General features: G+C 60.9%; 21 protein-coding genes, 1 tRNA gene and 1 pseudogene. 7 read left to right on the top strand and 16 right to left on the bottom strand.

What is annotated here, in order from left to right; translation table 11 throughout:
- Positions 1–9 precede the first annotated feature (9 nt).
- The 3 genes from obgE to rplU all read right to left on the bottom strand — a co-directional run bounded on the left by obgE (position 10) and on the right by rplU (position 1,857).
- Positions 10–1,119: a GTPase ObgE gene (gene obgE, locus AC54AG_RS13825; RefSeq protein ID WP_034754647.1), complete on the bottom strand. Its 1,110-nt coding sequence runs from the start codon at positions 1,117–1,119 to the stop codon at positions 10–12.
- 113 nt (positions 1,120–1,232) lie between these two features.
- Complete coding sequence (gene rpmA / locus AC54AG_RS13830; protein WP_010395157.1) at positions 1,233–1,505, bottom strand: 50S ribosomal protein L27; 273 nt, start codon at positions 1,503–1,505, stop codon at positions 1,233–1,235.
- 40 nt (positions 1,506–1,545) lie between these two features.
- A complete protein-coding gene (rplU, locus tag AC54AG_RS13835; protein WP_034754730.1) occupies positions 1,546–1,857 on the bottom strand; it encodes a 50S ribosomal protein L21 in 312 nt (103 codons plus the stop codon).
- Positions 1,858–2,161: 304 nt separating this feature from the next.
- On the opposite strand from rplU, the gene ispB reads away from it, so the two are divergent.
- Positions 2,162–3,151, top strand: a complete 990-nt coding sequence (ispB, locus tag AC54AG_RS13840) for an octaprenyl diphosphate synthase (protein ID WP_034754644.1) — start codon at positions 2,162–2,164, stop codon at positions 3,149–3,151.
- Between the two features lie 50 nt (positions 3,152–3,201).
- Here the strand turns inward: ispB and arsC are convergent, their stop codons facing one another.
- Both arsC and AC54AG_RS13850 read right to left on the bottom strand, forming a co-directional pair.
- The gene (gene arsC / locus AC54AG_RS13845) at positions 3,202–3,624 is read right to left on the bottom strand and encodes an arsenate reductase (glutaredoxin) (protein ID WP_496630657.1); all 423 of its coding nucleotides are present in this window, start codon (positions 3,622–3,624) and stop codon (positions 3,202–3,204) included.
- The gene (locus AC54AG_RS13850; protein WP_219330052.1) at positions 3,621–3,992 is read right to left on the bottom strand and encodes an ArsR/SmtB family transcription factor; all 372 of its coding nucleotides are present in this window, start codon (positions 3,990–3,992) and stop codon (positions 3,621–3,623) included. The genes arsC and AC54AG_RS13850 overlap by 4 nt, the downstream gene beginning before the upstream one ends.
- Positions 3,993–4,113: 121 nt before the next feature.
- Here AC54AG_RS13850 and AC54AG_RS13855 point away from each other — a divergent pair, with 121 nt between their 5' ends.
- The 3 genes from AC54AG_RS13855 to AC54AG_RS13865 all read left to right on the top strand — a co-directional run bounded on the left by AC54AG_RS13855 (position 4,114) and on the right by AC54AG_RS13865 (position 7,483).
- The gene (locus tag AC54AG_RS13855) at positions 4,114–6,207 is read left to right on the top strand and encodes an AsmA family protein (protein ID WP_496630658.1); all 2,094 of its coding nucleotides are present in this window, start codon (positions 4,114–4,116) and stop codon (positions 6,205–6,207) included.
- A 72-nt stretch (positions 6,208–6,279) separates the two neighbouring features.
- A tRNA-Pro gene (locus AC54AG_RS13860) sits at positions 6,280–6,356 on the top strand.
- Positions 6,357–6,529: 173 nt separating this feature from the next.
- The gene (locus tag AC54AG_RS13865) at positions 6,530–7,483 is read left to right on the top strand and encodes an integrase (RefSeq protein ID WP_496630659.1); all 954 of its coding nucleotides are present in this window, start codon (positions 6,530–6,532) and stop codon (positions 7,481–7,483) included.
- 4 nt (positions 7,484–7,487) lie between these two features.
- Here AC54AG_RS13865 and AC54AG_RS13870 read toward each other — a convergent pair whose 3' ends face one another.
- From AC54AG_RS13870 to AC54AG_RS13885, 4 genes and pseudogenes are all read right to left on the bottom strand, one after another.
- A complete protein-coding gene (locus AC54AG_RS13870; protein ID WP_072454268.1) occupies positions 7,488–8,564 on the bottom strand; it encodes a type VI immunity family protein in 1,077 nt (358 codons plus the stop codon).
- A 9-nt stretch (positions 8,565–8,573) separates the two neighbouring features.
- The gene (locus AC54AG_RS13875) at positions 8,574–9,242 is read right to left on the bottom strand and encodes a VRR-NUC domain-containing protein (protein ID WP_496630660.1); all 669 of its coding nucleotides are present in this window, start codon (positions 9,240–9,242) and stop codon (positions 8,574–8,576) included.
- A gap of 59 nt (positions 9,243–9,301) precedes the next feature.
- Positions 9,302–9,883 carry a PAAR domain-containing protein gene (locus AC54AG_RS13880; protein ID WP_254798454.1) on the bottom strand — a complete coding sequence of 194 codons (582 nt, stop codon included), beginning with the start codon at positions 9,881–9,883 and terminating at the stop codon, positions 9,302–9,304.
- A 239-nt stretch (positions 9,884–10,122) separates the two neighbouring features.
- Positions 10,123–10,281: pseudogene (locus AC54AG_RS13885) on the bottom strand (IS5/IS1182 family transposase); the annotation flags it as partial.
- A 995-nt stretch (positions 10,282–11,276) separates the two neighbouring features.
- On the opposite strand from AC54AG_RS13885, the gene AC54AG_RS13890 reads away from it, so the two are divergent.
- A complete protein-coding gene (locus AC54AG_RS13890) occupies positions 11,277–12,671 on the top strand; it encodes a GntP family permease (protein WP_496630661.1) in 1,395 nt (464 codons plus the stop codon).
- 34 nt (positions 12,672–12,705) lie between these two features.
- Complete coding sequence (locus AC54AG_RS13895; RefSeq protein ID WP_496630663.1) at positions 12,706–13,629, top strand: Na/Pi cotransporter family protein; 924 nt, start codon at positions 12,706–12,708, stop codon at positions 13,627–13,629.
- Between the two features lie 2 nt (positions 13,630–13,631).
- Here the strand turns inward: AC54AG_RS13895 and AC54AG_RS13900 are convergent, their stop codons facing one another.
- From AC54AG_RS13900 to AC54AG_RS13915, 4 genes are all read right to left on the bottom strand, one after another.
- Complete coding sequence (locus AC54AG_RS13900; protein WP_496630664.1) at positions 13,632–15,017, bottom strand: sodium:solute symporter family protein; 1,386 nt, start codon at positions 15,015–15,017, stop codon at positions 13,632–13,634.
- 143 nt (positions 15,018–15,160) lie between these two features.
- Positions 15,161–15,964 carry a 3-oxoadipate enol-lactonase gene (gene pcaD, locus AC54AG_RS13905; RefSeq protein WP_496630665.1) on the bottom strand — a complete coding sequence of 268 codons (804 nt, stop codon included), beginning with the start codon at positions 15,962–15,964 and terminating at the stop codon, positions 15,161–15,163.
- Positions 15,965–15,975: 11 nt separating this feature from the next.
- The gene (gene catC, locus AC54AG_RS13910) at positions 15,976–16,266 is read right to left on the bottom strand and encodes a muconolactone Delta-isomerase (protein ID WP_496630666.1); all 291 of its coding nucleotides are present in this window, start codon (positions 16,264–16,266) and stop codon (positions 15,976–15,978) included.
- Positions 16,267–16,275: 9 nt separating this feature from the next.
- Entirely contained in the window at positions 16,276–17,385 is a 1,110-nt protein-coding gene (locus AC54AG_RS13915) for a muconate/chloromuconate family cycloisomerase (protein ID WP_319992342.1), read from the bottom strand.
- Positions 17,386–17,487: 102 nt separating this feature from the next.
- Between AC54AG_RS13915 and AC54AG_RS13920 the strand changes: the two genes are divergently transcribed.
- Complete coding sequence (locus AC54AG_RS13920; RefSeq protein WP_034754711.1) at positions 17,488–18,402, top strand: LysR family transcriptional regulator; 915 nt, start codon at positions 17,488–17,490, stop codon at positions 18,400–18,402.
- Positions 18,403–18,408: 6 nt separating this feature from the next.
- Here AC54AG_RS13920 and AC54AG_RS13925 read toward each other — a convergent pair whose 3' ends face one another.
- The 3 genes from AC54AG_RS13925 to AC54AG_RS13935 are packed head-to-tail and all read right to left on the bottom strand — an operon-like array spanning position 18,409 to position 22,318.
- Positions 18,409–18,792 carry a hypothetical protein gene (locus tag AC54AG_RS13925; protein WP_496630667.1) on the bottom strand — a complete coding sequence of 128 codons (384 nt, stop codon included), beginning with the start codon at positions 18,790–18,792 and terminating at the stop codon, positions 18,409–18,411.
- A 56-nt stretch (positions 18,793–18,848) separates the two neighbouring features.
- Complete coding sequence (locus tag AC54AG_RS13930; protein WP_496630668.1) at positions 18,849–20,186, bottom strand: PepSY-associated TM helix domain-containing protein; 1,338 nt, start codon at positions 20,184–20,186, stop codon at positions 18,849–18,851.
- Between the two features lie 8 nt (positions 20,187–20,194).
- Positions 20,195–22,318 (bottom strand): TonB-dependent receptor family protein, encoded by a 2,124-nt coding sequence (locus AC54AG_RS13935; RefSeq protein ID WP_496630669.1) that lies wholly within the window; start codon positions 22,316–22,318, stop codon positions 20,195–20,197.
- Positions 22,319–22,336: the final 18 nt, after the last annotated feature.

The raw sequence follows: 22,336 nt of genomic DNA on the forward strand, positions 1-22,336 counted from the left end.
GATAAAGCCTTAGTCGAGGATCTTGAAACGCGGATCATCCGGGTCGATCGACGAGATACCGCGTGCTTCTTCGGTCATCTGCGTTTCTTCGGCACGGCTTTCGCTGTGTTTCTTCTCTTCCAGATGCTGGTAAATCGCATTCACCAGTTCCGGACAACCTTGATGGTTCAGCGCGGAGATCTCGAAGACGGGACCTTTCCAGGCGAAACGCTTGAGGAAGTCCTTGACGATCTTCTTGCGCTCTTCTTCCGGCACCATGTCGAGCTTGTTCAACACCAGCCAGCGCGGCTTGTCGACCAGCGACTCGTCGTACTTCTTCAATTCCTTGACCAGCGCCTTGGCTTCCTTGACAGGATCGACGTTGGTTTCAAACGGCGCCAGGTCGACGATGTGCAACAGCAGACCCGTGCGCTGCAAGTGACGCAGGAATTGATGGCCCAGGCCGGCGCCTTCGGAAGCGCCTTCGATCAAGCCGGGAATATCGGCGATCACAAAGCTCTTCTCGTGCGACACGCGCACCACGCCCAGGTTCGGGTGCAGAGTGGTAAATGGGTAATCGGCAATTTTCGGACGCGCGTTCGAGACGGCCGAAATGAAGGTCGACTTGCCGGCGTTCGGCATGCCCAGCAGGCCAACGTCAGCCAGCACTTTCAATTCCAGGCGCAGTTCGCGGCGTTCGCCTTCCTTGCCCTCGCCTTTTTGGCGTGGTGCGCGGTTGGTCGAGGACTTGAAGTGGATATTGCCCCAGCCGCCTTCGCCGCCCTTGGCCAGCATTTCGGTCTGGCCGTGCTCGGTCAGGTCAGCCAGGATTTCGCCGCTCGCGTTGTCGATGATCAAGGTGCCGACCGGCATGCGCAGGTGGATGTCATCGGCGCCCTTGCCATAGCAATCTGCGCCACGGCCAGGCTCGCCATTGCGAGCCTTGTGCATTTTGGAGAAGCGGAAATCGACGAGCGTGTTGATATTGCGGTCGGCGACTGCCCAAATGGTGCCGCCCTTGCCGCCATCGCCGCCATCGGGACCGCCGAAAGGCCGGAATTTTTCACGGCAGAAAGAGGCGCAGCCGTTGCCGCCATCGCCCGCGATGACTTCGATTTTTGCTTCGTCGATAAACTTCATAATTTTGCCGCCATAAAACTAAAAAGGCTCTACCTTGGGCAGAGCCTTTCGATTGAAGGCTTGCGCCTTACATCATGCGATCATTGCGGAGCGAACTGGCGCTCCGCAATGAATTACGCTGGTACTGCTGCGTTAGGTACAACGGTCACGAATTGCTTCGAGCCAGCACCTTTGACAACGAACTTCACTTTGCCCGCGATCAGCGCGAACAACGTGTGGTCCTTGCCCATGCCTACGCCTTCGCCGGCGCGCACTGGGGTGCCGCGTTGACGAATGATGATGCCGCCAGCATTGATAGCTTGGCCGCCGTAGACTTTAACGCCCAGACGTTTTGATTCTGAATCACGGCCGTTTCGCGTTGTGCCGCCGCCTTTTTTATGTGCCATTTAAGACTCCTTGATAGCTGATTAATTCAAACAGCGGCGATTAGCCGTTGATCGAAACGATTTGGATTTCGGTAAAATTCTGGCGATGGCCTTGATGCTTTTGGTAGTGCTTACGACGACGCATCTTGAAAATTTTGACCTTATCATGGCGACCATGCGCCACAACCGTAACCAGTACCGTTGCACCTTCGACCAATGGAGCACCAAACTTGATGCTGTCGCCCGCGCCTACTGCGAGAACTTGATCGATGGTGATTTCGGAACCAATGTCTGCCGGTATCTGTTCTACTTTAAGTTTTTCGCCAGCGACAACTTTGTATTGTTTGCCACCGGTTTTTATGACCGCGTACATGATTTGAAACCTCATCAAATGTTGAAAGAATTTGTCCCATTGCCGTGCAAAGCAAGCCGTACACAACAGGGGGAACCAGCGATTATACACGGACTGAGAAATTGCGTCAAAAACTATTCACAAAGGCCGATGATCGTGGTATGTCGACAACCCGGCCGTCATGTCAGGCTTGCGCCAGGCGGACAGCAAAACGCGCGCCAGTGCCAACAAGATCAATCAATTGCCCTACAGTCATAGGCAAACGTCACGCACGCGCAAGCCTTGTCGTATAATCGCGGCACCCACAATCTAATGCAGGTTCGCCTTGTCTGACGCTAACAAACACGTTAACCAAAACACCATCGTGCAAACGATTGCCGCCGATATGGATGCAGTCAATACGGTGATCCGCCAAAAGTTGCACTCCGATGTGATTCTGATCAACCAGATCGCTGAATACATCATCAGCGCAGGCGGCAAACGCATCCGTCCCGTGCTGATTTTGCTGGTGGCCAATGCCCACGCCTATCGCGGCACGGCGCACCATGAACTGGCCGCCGTGGTCGAATTCATCCACACCGCCACCCTGCTGCACGATGACGTCGTCGACGAATCGTCGATGCGCCGTGGTCGCCAGACGGCCAATGCCCTGTTCGGCAATGCCGCGTCGGTGCTGGTGGGCGACTTCCTGCACTCGCGCTCGTTCCAGCTGATGGTGTCGCTCAATAATATGCGCGTCATGCAAATCCTCTCCGACGCCACCAACGTGATCGCCGAAGGCGAAGTGCTGCAATTGCTGAACATGCACGATCCGGACGTGACGCAAGAAAGCTATTTGAACGTCATCCGCTCGAAGACGGCCAAGCTGTTCGAAGCGTCGGCGCAACTGGGCGCCCTGATCGCCGGCGCCAGCGAAGACGATATCGAAGCGGCAGCCGAATACGGCCGCTCGCTGGGTACGGCGTTCCAGCTGATCGACGACGTGCTCGACTATGCAGGCGACGCCGCCGAAATCGGCAAGAACGTGGGCGACGACTTGCGCGAAGGCAAACCAACGATGCCGCTGATCTGGCTGATGGAAAACGGTACGCCGGAACAGCGCGAACTGGTGCGCAGCTGCATCGAGCAAGGCGACGAACAGCATTTCGATACCGTCTTGACGGCCATCACCAGCAGTGGCGCCCTCGACTACACGCGCAAGCAGGCGGAAATCGCCGGCCAGCGCGCCGCCGACGCCATCGCCGGCTGGCCGGACAGCGTCTACAAGCAATCGATGCTGCAACTGTGCTCGTTTGCCGTGGACCGCAATCACTGATCGCGTTTTACTCTCCATAATACAAAACGGCGCCAATGGCGCCGTTTTTTTTATTTCACCGGCTTGCCATCGGCGCCGACCACGGCCTGGCCATCTTCCTTGGCAAATGCCCCTTGCTGCGCCAGCGGCAGGATCTCCAGCACCTTTTCCGACGGCCGGCACAGGCGCACACCCAGTTCCGTGACGACGATGGGACGGTTGATCAAGATAGGATGGGCTTGCATGGCGTCCAGCAGGGCGGCATCGCTCAGCTCAGGATTGGCCAGGCCCAGCTCGTCGTACAGGGCGCCCTTGTCGCGCATGACGGCGCGCACGGACAGGCCCGCGCGCGCGATCAGATCGACCAGTTCTTCACGCGAAGGCGGATGCTTGACGTAATCGATGATGACGGGCTCGACGCCCGTGTTGCGGATCAGGGCCAGGGTATTGCGCGACGTGCCGCACGCCGTGTTGTGATAAATCGTGATCGTCATGTCGTGATGTCCTTCAATAAATGTGGTTCGCTGACGCAGCAAGGCGCGCCAGCACAGCAGTTCTCGGTCAAAAAGGCCAGCAAGCCGTTCATGCCCGCATAGTTGGCGGCGTAGATGATGGAGCGGCCCGCCTTGCTCGCTGTCACCAGATTGGCGTGCGCCAGTTCTTTCAGGTGAAACGACAGCGACGATGGCGCAATGGCCAGCGCTTCGGCGATTTTCGTCGCGGCCATGCCTTCCGGTCCCGCTTGCACCAGCAGGCGGAACACGGCCAGCCGCGATTCCTGCGCCAGCGCGGCCAGGGCTGCGATGGCGGCCGTGCTTGTCAGTGGCTCGGCTTGCGCCGCGATTGAGTTTTCATTTTCCATATTTCAATAATAGTCGAATTATTGAATCATTTCAAGCGAGGTGTCTTACGTAACCCAGCGCACCGACTGTCATGGCCTATCGGTCTACCTTGATGAAAAAATCACTGCGATTGGCATCCTCATGACACGCTCAACCCCGCTCAAAATCCTCGGCTGGAGCCTGGCCGCCCTGCTCGCCCTGATCACCATCGTCGTCATCTTCGTGCTGACCTTCGACTGGAACCGCGCCCGCCCCTACATCAACGAAAAGGTGTCGGAAAGCACGGGCCGCAGCTTCGTCATCGGCGGCGACTTGCAGGTGAAATGGCAGCAGGGGCTGAAGACGGAGCCGGGCTGGCGCCGCTACGTGCCGCGGCCCGTCATCAGCGCGCAGGACGTGCGCATGAGCAACCCGGACTGGGCGACGGCCGGCCCGCAACTGGCCAGCGCGAAACGTATCGACGTGGCCATCCATCCCTTGCCCCTGTTGCAGCATCGCGTGGTGCTGACGGACCTGGCGCTCCAGGCGCCCAACATTGCCCTGCAGCGGCGCGCCGATGGCAGCAACAGCTGGACCTTGAAAGACAACGGTCCTTCGGCATGGGACGTGGAAATCCAGCGCATGGCCTTCGGCGACGGCGTCATCCGCTATCTGGACGAAGGCATCGCCCTCGACGTGCACGCCAAGGTCAGCTCGACGGCGCCCGACGCCACGCCCGGCGATGCGCCAGGCAATGCGCCCGTGCAGAAATACGGCATCGCCTTCACCCTGGGCGGCAGCTACCGCAAGGCGCCCGTGACGGGCGGCGGCAAGGCGGGCGCCGTGCTGTCATTGACCGACAACCACACCGTGTATCCCGTGCAGGCGCATGCCGTGCTGGGCAAGAACAAGGCCAGCATCGATGGCACGCTGACGGACCCGCGCTCGCTGTCCGGCATCGATTTGCAGCTGAGCCTCGCTGGCGCCAGCATGGCGGACCTGTACCCGCTGACGGGCGTGCTGCTGCCGGAAACGCCGGACTACGCCACCAAGGGTCGACTGCTGGGCAAGAAGGACGGTGCCAGCTGGAACTGGACCTACCAGAATTTCAAAGGCACGGTGGGCGAGAGCGACCTGGCCGGCACCCTGCAATATCTGCCACGCCAGCCCCGGCCCCTGCTGCGCGGCGAAGTGGCGTCGCAGCAGCTGCGCCTGGAAGACCTGGGCCCCACCATCGGTGCCAACAGCAATGCGCGCAAACAGGCGCGCGGCAAGGCGCCCGTGCAACCCGGGAATAAAGCCTTGCCAGTGGAACAGTTCAATACGGCCAAATGGGATGCGCTCGACGCCGATGTGAAGTTCACGGGCAAGAAACTGGTACGCACGCACGATATCCCGCTCAACGATATCGTCGCCAACATCCGCATGAAAGACAAGGTGCTGAGTTTGACGCCGCTCAATTTCGGCATGGCCGGCGGCAATATCACCTCGAACATCACGCTCGACGGTCGTCAAAAGACCATCGCCGCGCAAGCCAAGGTGGCGGCGCGCCACCTCAAGATACGCGAACTGTTTCCCAAGCTGCAATCGATGCAAGCGAGTTTCGGCGAGGTGTATGGCGACGCGGCGCTGACGGGCCACGGCAATTCCGTCTCGGCCATGCTGGCCAGCGCGAATGGCGAGCTGGCAGCCACCGTCAGCGAAGGCTCCGTCAGCCAGTTCATGCTGGAACTGGCTGGCCTGAACCTGGCCAATGCCGTCTTCGTGAAAATCTTTGGCGACAAGCAAGTGCACCTGAACTGCCTGGCCAGCGACTTCGCCGTGACGAATGGCCAGGCCGACGTGCGCCGCTTCGTGCTCGACACGGACACGGCCGTCGTCAATGTCACGGGCAACGTCAACCTGGCCACCGAAACCCTGGACCTCGACGTGCGCCCGCGTACCAAGGGCGCACGCATCATCACCCTGCGCACGCCGCTGTACGCCAAAGGCACGTTCAAGAACCCGGATGTGGGCCCGCAAAAAGGCCCGCTGGCCCTGAAAGCGGGCGCCGCCGTGGCCCTGGCCACAGCCGTCACGCCGCTGGCCGCGTTGCTGCCGCTGGTCAACGTCGACAAAGCCCCCGACACGGACTGCGCCGCCGTCATGGCCCAAGCGAACGCCACCCGCAAGGCCCCGACTTCGCCCGCGACGAATGCGCCAGCGAAAAAAGTGAGCGAAGCGGAAATCAAGAAGGCCCAGCAGGAAAAGAAATAAGCAGGCTTGCAGCAAACAGCCTTGATACAGCCGCTTGAAACCCGCTCCGCCATCTGCTGTAATGAAGAAAAGCGGGGTGTGGCTCAGCCTGGTAGAGCGCTGCGTTCGGGACGCAGAGGCCGGAGGTTCGAATCCTCTCACCCCGACCATATTTCCCTTAAAAATCAAAGAGATGTGCTGGCATGATTTTTCAGCACTGCGCAGTCTAGGCACCATCTGTGCCAAATCTGTGCCACGAAAAATATTTTCGCTTTTTTTCACGAAAGGCTATAAATTTCGCGAATGCCTCGCTAGACGGGTTTTCACCTACAGGAAACCTGACATGGCCACTATCGAAAACCGCAGCCGCTACACCGTCTCAGTCAAAAATCGCGACGACCTCCATCGAGAATTTCCCTTCACTCAACTCGCTCAAGCCAAGCAGTACGCCATCGAACTGGGCAAGCAAAATTACAAACCCTACCTCACCCAAAAGGAAAATGCCTTCCTCATCAAAATTACGCAAGCGGGCTACAAGCCCGTTCGCTACACCTGCCAGTCACTTCAAGCGGCCGAAGATGCGATTGCCCGAATTGAGGCAGAGCGCCGCACCGGACTATTCATCGATTACACCAAGGCCCATCAAGTAACGTTTGAGGGCCTCTTGCGACGCTATATAAAAGAAGAAGGTCCCAAGAACAAAGGTTGGGAAAAATCAGAAAAATACAAATGTTTAGGATGGCTGGAAGGCCTCAATGGCGGCGCGGAAAAACGCGTTGCCCAGATAAAAGCTAAGGCTACCAATGTCGGCGCAAAAAACCCAAAGCATCACTCAATGCGTCAGCCCGCAGGAACTATCCTATGGATGCGCAAACCCTTCGCCAACATCCAAACCACCGATATCGAAGACTACATGAAAGACCGCAGGCAGGACGTCAAGCCGTCTACAGTCGACCGAGAGCTGGACGTCATCAGGGCCATCTTCACAGTCGCGACAAAGGTATGGAAATATCGTATCGGTGAGAACCCGATGGACGGGGTACGTCGGCCAAAATACTGGAACGAACGAGACCGCCGTCTCCGGGGCGACGAAGAACAACGCCTTATCGCATCAGCCATCGAGGAAGACCGACTGCGCTCAATTGAATTGCGCGTTGAAGAACTGATGACGAGTAACCGCAAGGTTGCGGTCGGCTTTACGCAAGTTGCCGGCGCGCGCACCGCCAGACCTCACCTCCACATGCTCACCGCCGTGGAGGTTTTTCATGTCGGCCTGGGCGAATGCCCGCTGTTTTAAGCAATCAGAGGCGAGTAGGAAGGTCTGGTAGCCCAGCAAATTTCGGCTCGTCTAGCAGTTTAGCCTTGTACGCCATTAGCTCATTGTCCGCGACATCGAAACGGTTCAGCCATTCCTCCGCAGCTCGGCCAATCAACCGTGGCTCGCTCCCAGCGGATGCGTAATGCATCCGGACTTTCGGTGTCCTAGTGGGCTTGAGGAGCATATTGGGAAGCACCAACCGCGCGGGTATCGGCGAGTCAGCAGGTGCGGCTTCGGGTTGGGCGCCGCCCTGGATTACAAGCCCAGTCCCATAGTCGAATAGGCCAAACCAGTCCATCGGTAATGCCGAACGAATGGCCGATATACCTCCGATTTTTTCCACATAATCATTGTCTATCGCTGTGAGCCAGCCTACTGTTTTAATGCCCAGGTGCGCATTGACTGCGCCGCTAACAAGATTGCCGGCATCAAACCCTCGGAGCTTGGACGTCAGGAATGCCTCGAATGCCTGGTTCTCGTCATAGTGAGCGGCCGACAGTATTAGACTGTGGCCGCCATACCCGTGGACGGCACATAGGCGTCGGGCGAAGCTCACGAAGAGCGTCTGGAAAAGTCCGGGATTTTCTTCGACGAACAAAATGGGCATGCTAAACCGCAGCCCGCACAAGCCCCAGCCTCCCATTTCCGCCCGCCAAGCGGGGAGCCCGACGACCTGAAACTCCCATGGACCCGCGTCCTGGGCCTGCACACCGCTGGTGTAATGAAAACTCACTGCATCGTCTGCGTCCATACGCACCAGCATTTTGTTCAGCGGTTTTGCCTCCGCGTAGGCCATCTTATCCGGCCCTTCCGGCGGGTCTTCCCGGTAGAGCCAGGTGAGTTTAGGCTCAGCCTTGGCCTGGAACTCTTCGAAACAAGCGCTGATGGCATCGCGAACCGCCGGGAGATGCGCATCCTTGAAGAAGAGCGTGCCGGCGATTGCGGGCACGCTGCCGACATAGTCCTGTGGTCCCTGCTTAGTGAGCAAGCCCCCAGGTACATTCATTGCATCCGGGTTCTCGCGCAGAAGTTCCAGCAAGTCCGATGGTAATTCAGTCATGTTCAGTCCTTAATACGCTGGCAAGCCACCAAGCGGCGGCCGTTTTATAACAACAACCATATAGATTAACCTAAGAAGAGCGGCGGCCTTCGCGAGCTGCTCGACCGGGATTTTTGAGGGCTCGAGCTCGGCCCGGTCGCAGTCGCACTCATCAGATGCCAACGGCACCATTTTCATTTCGTCTCCGGCGATGACGATATAGTCCTCTCGCTGACCGGGACGGAACGGGTCTCCAGGGAATTTTATTTCCACGACCTGTTTGATGTTGTCCTGCGTTGGAGGTTTCGTCGGGTCCTTGACGATAATGACGTCGGGTCTCCGTGTGTAGCCCTTGCCTGGTTTATAAGGCACAGGGCGGCTTGGGTCTTTCGGCCAAAGGACATTCGTCCAGCCGGGCCACAGGGTTCTGCTTTTCGTGTCCACGTCCTTATCCAGAAAAGGCGCTGGCGGCCGCTTAGTCATATCGTATGTGAACTCCGCCTTGTATGGACTTCGGTGGCCAAGGGCCACATCGAGAGCTTTCAACCGAGCCGAGACGCACTCTTGTTTCAGCGACCGGCCGTCCGCACCGATTGCCGGCATGCTTTGGCATTTGCACACGGCGGAGCACAAGGCCTTCTTGTCAGAAAAATCGAGCTGCAGCTTGTTAATCGGCACGACGGTCGTGGCGCCTTCCATGCTCATGCCTCCCACGGCCAACGGCGCTTGCCCTGCGGGCGGGGTGTTATTCGGCCCCGTCATGCGTCACCATCCTGAATCAAGTCGAATGCAAGCGACTCAAGGCCGTCCCGTTCCACCCACTGGGTGAAGCCCTCCTCGTCCGTGCTGCCCGTGATGTACTGGCCATCGGTCGACCGTACGCGTACAGCCAAGCTGCGCACGGGGTCACCTGTTGTAGCGTCGACCACCTGAAAGCGGCCGCGAAAGCGTTCAGTTTCATCCGCCACGGGCTCATCTTGATACCTGCTGGCCAACCCGGTGTGGATAATACCAAAGCCCTGCATCAAGGCCATTGGTGGGAGACTGCCGTGGGCGCCCGGCGCGGCGCCGCCCGATGGTGTCGTAAGGGTGCACAACTGGCTCGAGAGTAGCGTGGCGCCACAAGCAGTCTTACAGCCATGGTAGGCCACGGCCTGGCCCGCATCGATGAGGCTGGTGTCGCCTTGGCTGATGGGAAACACTCCCTTGCACCGAGGGCAAGAGACCATATCACCGACACGAGCCCAGCCTTTGCCATGAGTATCCGATAACGGTGAGCAGGTGACGACGGTGCCGCCGTGGCTCGTCTTATCGCCTAGCACGATTACGGGATTACTCAAGATTTTCCTTTAAATACTTTTTATGCAATATTAGCACAATTGTTAATCTCGACGTTTACGTCACCTCTATGGTCGAAATTCCACAGCAAAATGCCGTCGACCAGCAACTCACATTCTGTGCCGAGGTTCGCAGACTCGCCCCCTAGTGGGGCCTCTTTTCAAAACATGCTTTTTGAGCGATTCAGATGGCTATGTTGCACAAATAAATTGATAGCGTCGTACCCTGCCCCCGGACTGAGTTATCCCGTGGACACCGTCGTGGGTGTGCCGAGTCGGGCTAATCGATTGAGGATAGCGGCGCGTACTTGCAACTTCGTGACTTGGCGGTCAAAGTCCCTCACCATCACCCGCTCACCGAGAAGCTTGAAGCAACGAATTTTCGTTTCCACCAGAATGCGCCAATAGCTCAGCCCATGTTCTAGGGCATGCGCGCGTGATTGAAGGCGGCACCGGCTAGGCAAATGGCGTAGATGATGCGGATTGTGGATGGATAGCCATCTGGTGCCACAGCGCGTAGTGCATCCTAAAAAGGTGCCCGCTACGTGTCGGAAGGGGCACGGAGAGTAACTCCGTCCTGAGGGACGACTATACGAGCAGCTTGCTTTGCCTTCATCCGCGAAACCGGTTCATTGCTTTTTTCACTTGAGTTCGGACGTCCTGTTACTTTTACCTCCAGGACTTCGTCGCTGGTACTGCCAACGGACTGGTCACTGCGATGACCATCAGTTCCGCCGCCACGCAGCGTCCTATCAAGCCATGAATAGAAGACATCGGGATGCCAAAAGACGCGCCCGGCTAGTAATGTAGGAGTAGGAATCCCACCGGATTTGACGAGGTTCTCGATAGTACGGGTTGTGCAGTCAAGTACAGCTGCAACTGCCTCTTTGGTCATTGGTACGAAAGGTGCGGTCATTTTTTGGCGTCCATGTAATGAATTACATGGATAGCTATCGAGGTTTATACGCCTCCGAAAAGCCTGGAAAATATGCGGAAAATGCGCTGCACTCGGCTTGTTGTTACACTTACGGATATTCAAAAAGAAACTTGTATACGACCATACCGCCATCAAAATCTGTGTCAAATCTGTGTCATTTGACACAGATTCCCATCTTCGCGAAGCTAACCGAAACTGACCGAATCTGAGTATAACTTGTTGATTTTAAAAGGATGGTGTACAGTAGCCATACCCGTCTTAAAGGCAACAAAGCTTCGAAAATGTCGTTCGGGACGCAGAGGCCGGAGGTTCGAATCCTCTCACCCCGACCAGCCTCCTCCCTCACTGCGCCAGCTTGAACTGCTTGCACCTTGACCTGCGCGTTGGCGGGTTGCCGAGAAGTATGTTATTAATTTAATTATTAATATCTTAACCACTTCTCGCGCAAGGGCCTGACCGATGTCTTTCCTGATAGTTCTGGCCGCATTGGCCTTCCTGATGCTGGCCGCCTACCGCGGCTACAGCGTGATCCTGTTTGCGCCCGTCGCTGCGCTCGGCGCCGTGCTGCTGACCGATCCGTCGGCCGTGCCGGCCGTGTTCAGCGGCATCTTCATGGAAAAGATGGTGGGCTTTATCAAGCTGTACTTCCCCGTCTTTTTGCTCGGCGCCGTGTTCGGTAAACTAATTGAGCTGTCCGGCTTTTCCCAGTCCATCGTCGTGGCGGCCATTCGCTATATCGGCAGTGCGCGCGCCAATGCCGTGATCGTTGCCGTGTGCGCGGCCTTGACGTACGGCGGTGTGTCGCTGTTCGTCGTGGTGTTTGCCGTGTATCCGTTTGCGGCTGAACTGTACCGCCAGAGCAATATCCCCAAGCGGCTGATGCCGGGTGCCATTGCCCTGGGCGCGTTTTCGTTCACCATGGATACGTTACCGGGCACGCCGCAGATCCAGAACATCATCCCGACCACCTTCTTCAACACGACCGGCTGGGCCGCGCCGTGGCTGGGCACGATAGGCGCCGTGCTGACGGTGATCATGGGACTGGCTTTCCTCGAATGGCGCCGCCGTTCCGTCATGGCGACGGGCGAAGGTTATGGGGCCGAGGCCGACAAGGCCACGGCCGGCGTGGGCGGCTTGCCCCATCCGCTGCTGTCGGTGGCGCCTTTGGTGCTGGTGGGCGTGGCCAACTTTGCGCTGACCAAACTGATTCCCCAATGGTACGGCGCCAGTTACGTGCTCACCGCCGAGGCCCTGCCGGGCTTGCATGCGCCCGTGTCGACGTCGATCGGCGCCGTGACGGGTATCTGGGCCGTGGAAGGCGCCTTGCTGCTGGGAATTTTGCTCGTCTGCGTGACGGCCTTCGGGCGCATCCGCGCCGCGTTTGCCGAAGGCACCAAGGCGGCCGTGGGCGGCGCCTTGCTGGCGGCCATGAATACGGCGTCCGAGTATGGTTTCGGCGGCGTCATCGCCGCGCTGCCCGGCTTTCTTGCCGTCAGCAACACCTTGCGCAGCGTGCCCGATCCGCTCGTCAACGCGGCCGTGTCCGTGACGACCCTGGCCGGCATCACTGGCTCGGCCTCGGGCGGCATGAGCATCGCGCTGGCCGCCATGTCGGACAGTTTCATTCAGGCCGCGCAGCAGGCGCACATTCCGCTCGAAGTCATGCACCGCGTGGTGGCCATGGCCAGCGGCGGCATGGATACCTTGCCACACAATGGCGCCGTGATCACCCTGCTGGCCGTCACGGGCCTCACGCACCGCCAGTCCTACCGCGACATTTTCGGCATCACCGTCATCAAGACGGTGGCCGTGTTTTTAGTAATCGGTATTTACTACCTGACAGGGCTGGTATGATCGCCTCTTCCCCGACGCTCACTCGCACCGCTCCATGAATCATTTCCAGGTATTGATCGCGGCCGTCTCGGCCGTGGTGCTGTTCTTGTACAGCTTGCAAGCTTTCAGCCGTGAACTGCAAGCGATGGGCGGCGCGGGCATGCAAGCCTGGCTGGCCAGGGTCACCACCAACCGCTGGTATGGCTTTCTCGTCGGCGCCATCGCCACAGCGCTGGTGCAGTCGAGCAGCGCCACGACGGCGCTGGCCGTCGCCCTCGTCGATGCGCAGGTGATTAGCTTTGCGGGCAGCCTGGCAATCCTCCTGGGGGCGAATGTCGGCACGACGGCCACGGCCTGGCTGGTGTCGATGAAGCTAACGGGCATCGGCCCCCTGTTCATCATCGCCGGCGCCCTCGTCTCCAGCCTGCCCAGCAAGATACAGGCGCTGGGCAAGGCGGCGTTTTACTTTGGCTTGATCTTCTTCGCCCTCGACCTTATCTCGGGCGAACTCAAGCCGCTGCAGGCGCAGCCGTGGTTCGTCGACACCCTGGCGCAGGCACGCGAACCGTGGATCGCCTTGCTGATGGGTGCGCTATTTACGGCGCTGGTGCAATCGAGCAGCGTCTCCACCGGCCTGGCCATCGTGCTGACGCAGCACCAGCTGATCCCGGCCGAGGCGGCCATCGCCATCGTGGTGGGCGCGAATGTCGGCTCCACCTCGACGGCGCTGCTGTCGAGCCTGCAGATGAGCGCCAACGCGCAAGCCACGGCCAAGGCCAACTTCCTGTTCAACCTGGCTGGCGCGCTGGCCTTCTTCCCTTTCATCCCCGCCCTGTCGGACGCTTTGCTGCCTCTGGCCGGCACGGCCGTAGCGGCCGCCCACCTGATTTTCAACCTGTGTGTGGGCCTGTGTTTCCTTGTGTTCCTGCCCTACCTCCAGCCGCGCCTGATGCGCTGGCTGAAGGCCGCACCGGCCTGAGCTTATTTCACGGCGGGCGCGGTACCCACCGGCTGCGCCGGCTTAAACAGATGGCTGATACCCATGGTCAGCAACGGACCAGCCAGCGCCAGGTAGGAACTGTCCACGCCGTACGGATTGCCCGCCAGGAACCAGCCAATGGTGGCGATCACCGAGACGATCACGCCGACAAAGGCGCCGCGCGGCGTGCCGAATTTCGGCGCATAGAAGGCCATCAGCACCAGCACGGCGAGGGTGGCGCGCAGGGCCTTGCCGAGGAAGGCGATCATCAGCAGTTTTTCCGCATACAGCGCCAGCACCAGCGGCAGCAGGCCGGCCACGACGATGGCGATGCGCAGGAACATCAGCGATTTCGCGTCGTTCTTCGCCTTGTTGTACCAGGGATCATAAAAATCCTTCATGGCCAGTGTGGCCGATGCCAGGGTGGTGGCGGAAATGCCGCCGAACAGGGCGCCGGCCAGGCCGACGATCATGATGCTAGCGGAAAACGCCGGCATGTGGGCGATCATGGTCGGGAACGCGTCGATCGACTTCATGCCCGGATACAGCACGGCGCTGCACATGCCGATCAAGGCCGCCATCAGGCCGAACGGGATCATCAGCGACGACACGTAATAGCAGGCGCGCTTGGCCACGGCCGGGTTGTCCGTGCTGACCAGCGCCTGGATCACGTATTGCGTGGCGAAAATGGAACCGATGCCGCCGATCATCCAGGCGATGATCTGGCCCCAGCCGATCTCGACCCAGTTGAACATCTTGGCCGGCAGCTGCGCCTGCAGCGCGCCGATGCCGCCCGTTGCTTCCAGCGCATACGCGAGCGCCAGGATCACGCCCAGGTATTTGACGATGGAGTGGGCGAAATTCGTGTACACGACCGAGCGCATGCCGCCCAGGCTGACATAGATCACGGTGATGGCGCCCACCAGCAAGATGGCGACCGTCTTGTTGATGTGCAGCACGGCCGCCAGCACGGCGCCGCCGCTCGCGTACAGGGCCACGGCAACGATGCTCAGCGCGACGATGGTGAGGATGGACGCCGCATAGCGCACGGGCTCGCCATACGTTTGCGCGAGGATGCCGGAAATCGTCGACTGCCCGCTTTCCTTGTATTTTTTGACCAGCACGATGGCCAGCAGGAAAAAGCCCAGCGACAACGCCACCAGATTCCAGGCGGCGGAAATGCCCAGTTCATAGCCCTTCTGGGCCGTGCCGATGCTGACGGAACTGCCGATGAATTCCGACAGCAGCAAGGCGCCGATCAGGAAAGCGGGATAGTTGCGCCCACCCGCCGTCATGCCCTCGGCGCTGTTCGCATGCTTGCGCACGCTATAGGTAATGTACGACATGAGGGCGAAATAGCCCACCGTGACCGCAGCGATAATGATCAATCTGTTTTCCATCCGTCTACTCCAAGTCTGCTTTTCTTATTATTATTTTTCAAGAAAGCTTCCCCTGCCGCATGCCGGACCAGCCGGCGGCGGTGCTCAGGGGAAAACCACATTCCCGCCGTACCGATACGGTACAGCAAGCCTCACAATAAAAAAGTCCGCAACTGCTCTGTAAACAAATCCGCCGCCTCGATGTTCGAGATGTGCGAAGCGGGCAGGCTTGCCAGACGGCCGCCCGCGATCTGCTGCTGCAGCCAGCGCCCGTCGTCGATGGTGGTCACGGGATCGTGCTCGCCCGCGATGATCAGGGTCGGCACGGCGATCGTGCCCACGGCGTCGTGCAAGTCCGTCTGGGCCAGCACATCGCAACAGGCGGCGTAACCGTCCGCATCCTGGCTGCGCAAAATGCCGGCCAGGCGCGCCACCGTGTCCGCTTCGCGTTCGATAAACTGCGGCGTGAACCAGCGCGTGGCGGCGCTCTCGGCCACCGCGGCCATGCCGTCGCGGCGCACTTGCTCCGCCCGCAGCTGCCATGGCGCGGCGCCGCCGATACGCGCCGCCGTATTCGCCAGCACGAGCTTCGTCAAACGCCGCGGCTGGTGTATGCCCAGCCACTGGCCCGTCAAGCCGCCCATGGAAATGCCGCAGAAGGCGGCGCGTTCGATATCGAGGTGGTCGAGCAGCGCCACCACGTCCAGTCCCAGCCGGTCGATGCCGAACGGCGCATCGCCGCTGGCCGACTGGCCATGGCCGCGCGTATCGTAGCGCACGACGAAAAAGTCGCCGGCCAGCGCGGCCGCCTGCGCATCCCACATGGACAGGTCGGTGCCGAGGGAATTCGACAGGACCAGGCAAGGCTTGCCGCACTTGCCATCCGTGCGGTAATGCAGGCGAATACCGTCCACGTCGCACGTCTGCCCGACAGTGTCATTGCCTATCTGCGTCATGGCATGTCTCCTCAGGAATCGTCGTCGCGCACCGACGAGGGATGGCGGCACAGCGGCATCACATCGATCTGCATGTAGGGAAACAGCGGCAGGGAGGTCAGCAAATTATGCAGCTCGTCCACGCTATCCACGTCGAAGACGCTGACGTTCGCGTACTGGCCGGCGATGCGCCACAGGTGACGCCACTTGCCCTCGTGCTGCAGGCGTTGCGCCAGTTCCTTTTCCGTTTGCTTCAGCTGCGCCGCCTGCTCGGCGGGCATGCTCAAGGGCAGGTTCACGTTCATGCTTACATGGAATAACATGGTTTCTCCTTATTGACGCTGCATGACGCGCAGCTTGTCCATATCGATCTCGACGCCCAGGCCCGGACCTGTCGGCACTTGCAGCATGAAGTCGCGGTAGACGAGCGGCTCGCGCAAGACTTCCTGCGTCAGCAGCAAAGGCCCGAACAGTTCCGTGCCCCAGGCCAGTTCCGCAAACGTGGAACACACGTGGGCTGTGGCGGCCGTGCCGACGCCGCCTTCAAGCATCGTGCCGCCGTACAGGCCCACGCCCGCCAAGCGCGCCACGGTGGCCACTTCCAGTGCCGGCAGCAAGCCGCCCGACTGGGTGATTTTTACGGCATACACGTCGGCCGCATCGGCCTGCGCCAGCGCCAGCGCATCGGCAGGACCGTGCAAGGCTTCGTCGGCCATGATGGCCACGTCGAAGCGCTGCTTCAGGCGCGCCAGCGCGGCGCGGTTGCCGGCCTTGACGGGCTGCTCGATCAGGTCGACGCCGCCCGCTTCCAGCGCGGCGATGCCGCGCACGGCGTCCGTCTCGCTCCAGGCCTGGTTGACGTCGACGCGCACGCTGGCCCGTTCGCCCAGCGCCCGCTTGATCTCCAGCACGTGGGCCACGTCATCCATCACGTCGCGCAAGCCGATCTTCAGCTTGAAGATGCGGTGGCGGCGCAGTTCCAGCATTTTTTCCCCTTCGGCGATATCGCGCGCCGTGTCGCCGCTGGCCAGCACCCAGGCCACGGGCAGCGCATCGCGCACGCGGCCGCCCAGCAATTCTGACAGCGGCACGCCCAGGCGGCGCGCCTGGGCGTCCAGCAGGGCCGTCTCAATCGCGCACTTGGCAAAGCGATTGCCCTGGATGACCTTGCGCACCTTGGCCATGGCCTTGGCCACTGCACTCGCTTCCATGCCGACCAGCAGCGGCGCGATATAGGTATCGATATTCGTCTTGATGCTTTCCGGGCTTTCGCCGCCGTAGCCCAAGCCGCCGATGGTGGTCGCTTCGCCCCAGCCCGTGATGCCATCGGCGCAGCGCAGCCGCACCAGCACCAGGGTTTGCGTATTCATGGTGGCGACCGACATGCGGTGCGGGCGGATGGTAGGCACATCGACCAGGTAGGTCTCGATATTTTGAATCATATTTATTCCGTATAATTCTGTGGAGTGGTGACACCATATTCCCCGAATCTCCCCACGTCCAACACCGAGTTGGTATCAAACCTATACCTGAAAGGTATGAAGATGGAATTACGGCACTTGCGCTACTTCGTTGCGGTCGCGGAGGAAAGGAACTTCACGCGGGCCGCCGCGCGCCTGCACATCGCGCAGCCGCCGTTGAGCCGGCAGATGCAGCAACTGGAAGAAACCCTGGGCGTGGCACTGATCGAAAAAGGGTCGCGGCCGCTGCGGCTGACGGAAGCGGGCGAGTTTTTCCTCGCCCATGCGCGGCCCCTGCTCGACCAGGTGCGCGACCTGCAGGCGATGACGCAGCGCGTGGGCAAGCTGGAACGCACGCTGTCGATCGGCTTTGTCGCCTCGACGCTGTATGGAGAATTGCCCGACATCGTGCACCGTTTTTGCGAGCGCCATCCCGAGGTCGACGTGACCCTGCATGAAATGACGACGGTGCAGCAGCTGAAAGCCCTGAAGGAAGGCCGCATCGACGTGGGTTTCGGGCGATTGAAAAGCGAAGACCCCAGCATCCGCCGCATCCTGCTGCGCGAGGAGCGGCTGGTGGTGGCCCTGCCACCCGGCCACCGCCTGGCCAAGGGCGAAGGCGGATTGCGCCTGACGGACCTGACCCACGAAACCCTGCTCGTGTACCCGAAAGCGCCCCGCCCCAGCTTTGCCGACCAGGTGCTGGCCATGTTCAGCGAAGGCAATGTCACGCCGGGCCCCGTGACGGAAGTGCGCGAGCTGCAGATTTCCATGGGACTGGTGGCGGCCGGCCAGGGCATTTCCATCGTGCCCGAAAGCGTGCAAGCCATGCATCACCGGAATGTCGTGTACCGCAAGCTCGACGACAAGCATGCGTTCTCGCCCATCTTATTCAGCATGCGGCATAGGGACCGCTCGCCCGAGTTGGAAAACATCCTCGCCGCCGTGTACTCGATCTACGATGAACACGGCATCGCGCACGTCAAGGAAAGCCTGTAGCTATGACTACGCGGCGTCGGCCAGCAATTCCGGGCGCAGCGCGCGGATGCGCAGTTCCGTGAAATAGCCGCCCGCCTCGTTGTAGCGCAGGTAGTGGCGGCCGCAGTTCATGCAGCGGGCCACTTGGCTCAGGTTCGCCGGATAGTAGCGCGGCGCGATGGGTGCATCGATGCTGTCGTAGCGCGTGCCGTGCGGGTGGTACTCGGCAAACGTCGGCTCCTCGTACGGGTCCTCGCGCAGGGTGCCGACTTCTTCAAAGCGGTCCAGCTCCAGCGAGGTAGGCAGGCGCTGCCAAGCGTCGAGCGGGACGGCGCAGCAGCTGCATTTTTTTGTCACCAGCGCCGACGCGGCGGCCAGTGCGGACAAGGCGGGAAAGTCGATGAATACCATGTTCAGCCGTTACAAGGGGGCGGCCCATGGCAACGAGCCTGGCCGCACCCCTTATTCTAGCGCAGTCGCATCCTGCCGATACGCGCACCGCATTTCGCCAGGACCAGCTCCAGCAGCAACAGCATGCCGCCGGAAACGAGCAGCAGCGGCATCAGCGCACACATGGCGGCCGCCGCCAGCCAGGCCAGCATGGAAGGCGACGTCCAGGCGCCCGGCAGCAGCTTGGGCAAGCCCAGCGAGCCTGGCAAGCGTCGCTTGAAAAACATCACCCAGCCCGACACCAGCGAGAACAGCACGCTGGCGCCAAAGAGCAGCAGCAAGGCCTGGTTCCACCAGCCGAATTCGCCGCGGTGAAATGGAATGCCGATGGCGGTGGCCTTGCCGAACGCCGTCTGCGCCTCCCAGCCCGCATAGTACAAAGGCTTGCCGCTGTAGGCATCGAATTGCAGGTCGAAGCGCAAGGTGGGCTGGCTGCGGTCGGCCATCGTGGCGCGCCACACATCGTCCTGGCTGGCCGGCGCCGTCAGCTGCACGGCGATGGCCGGCGCATGGCTGCGCGCCACTTGCCACGCATCCTGCCAGTCGAGCGGCGCGCCCTCCTCGCGCGAATGCAAGCCGCGCGGCGCGGGCGGCGACGCCTGGCCGCTGACGTCGCGCAGCGCGCGGATACGCCCGCCTGCCTGCTGGCTCCACGTCAGCCCGGTCGTCAGGATCACGAAGCTGACGATACCGAGCGCCACGCCGAGAAACGCATGCCACTGGCGCCAGCCATTGCGGCCCTGCGCGCCCCGCTTCGGCAAGCCTGATTGCGCGCCGCGCGGCCACCACAGCACCACGCCCGTCACCAGCATCACCATCAGCCAGCTGGCGGCCAGCTCGATCATCCAGCGCCAGCCATCATTCTGCAGCAAACGCGAATGCAGTTTCTTGGCCCAGTTGCCGAAACGCTCGCTGCTGGCCAGGCTGCCCAGCACGCGCGCATCATAGGGGTTCACATACATGACGATGGCTTGCGCGGGCAGGCCGAACTTCGGCCTGGCTTTCACCGGCATCCCATGTCCAGCATGTTCATCGTGCGCGCCGCCGGGCGGCGCGAACGCCACCTGCACCGCATCGTCGTGCTGAAACGGCGGCACCACGTGCTGCACCGTCCAGCCACGCGGCGCGGCCCGCTCCGCTGCCGCCACGGCGGCGTCCAGCGGCAGCATGGACGCTTGCGGCGCCACATGATCGAGGTGCTGGTACAGCCTTGCCTCGATCTGCGGCGTGAACACGTACAAAATGCCCGTCAACGTAGCTACGAGGGCAAACGGCGAGGCGATCAGCGCGGCCCAGAAGTGGATGCGCCAGTACAGGCTTTTGCGGCGCGCGATGAGAAAGGTGAAATCGTCCATGGCCGCCCTCACAGTGCGCTATAGGTATAGGACAGGCCCAGCATCACGCTGCGCGGCGCACCGGGCGTGTACTGGTTCTGCGTGTTGGCCGCGTAGCTACCCGTGCCCGCGTAACTGCTGCTGGCCGAATCGGCGTAGCGCTTATCCATCAGATTGCGCACCTGCGCCCACGCTTCCAGCCCGCGCGCGAGCTGATAATTGGCGCGCAGATTCAGCAGCGCATGGCCCTTGTACTCCACCGTGTTGGCGTTGTTCATCCAGTAGCGGCCCTGGTGCACGGCTTCGAGCGCGATACGCGCGCCCGCCACAGGCTTGTAGCCGACCTCGAACGAGGTGATGTCGCGCGGCGCCTGCGGCATGGTGCGGCCGCTGTAATCGAGGCTGGAGGACACCTGGTAGCGCAGGTAGCGGTGGCGCGCAATGGCCGTGGCGAAGCGCGCGTCGAACGGGCCGCTGTCGTAGGTCAGGCCCAGCTCCAGCCCCTCGCTGCGCGTGCGCCCCGCATTGCGGTTTTCGCTATTCCCCGGTGACACGGTATAGCTGACGATGGTGTCGCGCCCGTCGAGCCGGTACAGGGCCGTATCGAGTTTCAAACGCCCCTGCAAAAAAGCCCAGCGCAAGCCCAGTTCATAGTTGTTGTAGACGGACGGCTGCAAGTTGGCGATGCCCGTCTTGCCATACAGCTGGCTCACTTCGGGCGGCGTGAAGCCCTGGCTGACGTTTGCATACGCGCTGCCCGCATGGCCGATGGCGTAGGTGGCGCCCAGCTTCGGGCTCACATGCGAAAAGCTGCGCGACTCGTCGGGCGCGCCGTAACTGACGCTGCCGCCCGGCGCCAGCCTGTTATGGTAGTCGTAGCGGATGGCGTCCGAACGGCCGCCCAGCACCACGCGCGTGCCAGGCAGCGGAGAGAACTCCCATTGCGCGAAGACGGCCGTGTTGAGGATGTCCGTCTGGTAGTCGCGCACGCCCTGCGGATTGGACGCATTGGCCAGCGAGTAGCGCAGGTAGCGGCCCGTGGCCGCATCGCGCACGATGGACAGGTTATCGCTGACAAAGGGATTGTCGCTCTTGTCGACATACACGCCGGCGATCAGGCGCGAACGCAGCCAGGCGAATTCCTGCTGGTGCTTCACGTCCAGCCCCAGTGAATCGACGTGGTTGTTGTTGATGACGCCCTTGCACAGCATGCCGACGCAACTGCCGATGGAGTACGCGGGAAGCTGTCCATGGTCGTTCTTGCGCGTAAACACCGTGATGGTGCTCGTGCCATTGGCCGTCGTCTGCCCTTCCCACGCCAGATTCATGCGCGTGGTCTTGTCCTTACGGTAGGTGAACGTATTCAGGCTCTTGCCAGGATTGTTGTGATAATCGTTCTCGAACAGGCTGCCCGTCATGGCCGCATCGAGATCCGTGTGGACGATCGTGGCGCGCAGCTGCGACGTGGGACTGAGCGCATAGTCGGCGCGCAGCGAGAACGAATCCTTGTCGCCATAGCTGTACTCTTGCCAGTTGTCGCGCGAACGGCGCGAACTGTAATGGGAAAAACGCAGTCCCAGCGGACCCCAGGTATCGCTGGCGGCCGTGTCGTAGCGCGTGTAGCCGCCCACGTTATCGCGCCGCAGGCCCACGCTTGCCGTCGGTGTCGCGCTGGCGCCGGCCGTGAGGAAGTTGACGGCGCCGCCGACGGCATTGCTGCCGTACAGCGAGGAAGCGGCGCCCTTCACCACCTCCACGCCGCTGGCTCCCGCTATGTTCATCTCGTTGAGAGAATTGTGGTTGAAGACGCCCAGCGGACGGATGGGAATGCCGTCTTCCAGGTACTGGTAGACGGCATTGGTGCCGATGGGCTGGCGGATGCTCATGCTGTGCTGTTCGTTGCCCAGGTCATTCCAGTACACGCCGGCGATGCGATTGAGGATATCGCCCATGGTCTTGGGCTTGTCGCGTTCCAGCGTTTTGGCATTGACGACGCCGATGGCCTGCGGCGTTTCGGACAGCCACGATTGCGCGCGCGAGCCGGAAACGACGACGGTGTCGATGGCGTGATCAATTTGGTCAGGTTGCTGCGCCTGCGCGCACGGGTAAGCCACGGTGATGGCCGCGGCCAGCACCAATAATTTCTTGTTCATGTGATTCTCGTCTAAGTG

The organism is Janthinobacterium sp. BCJ23 (assembly GCF_059617945.1).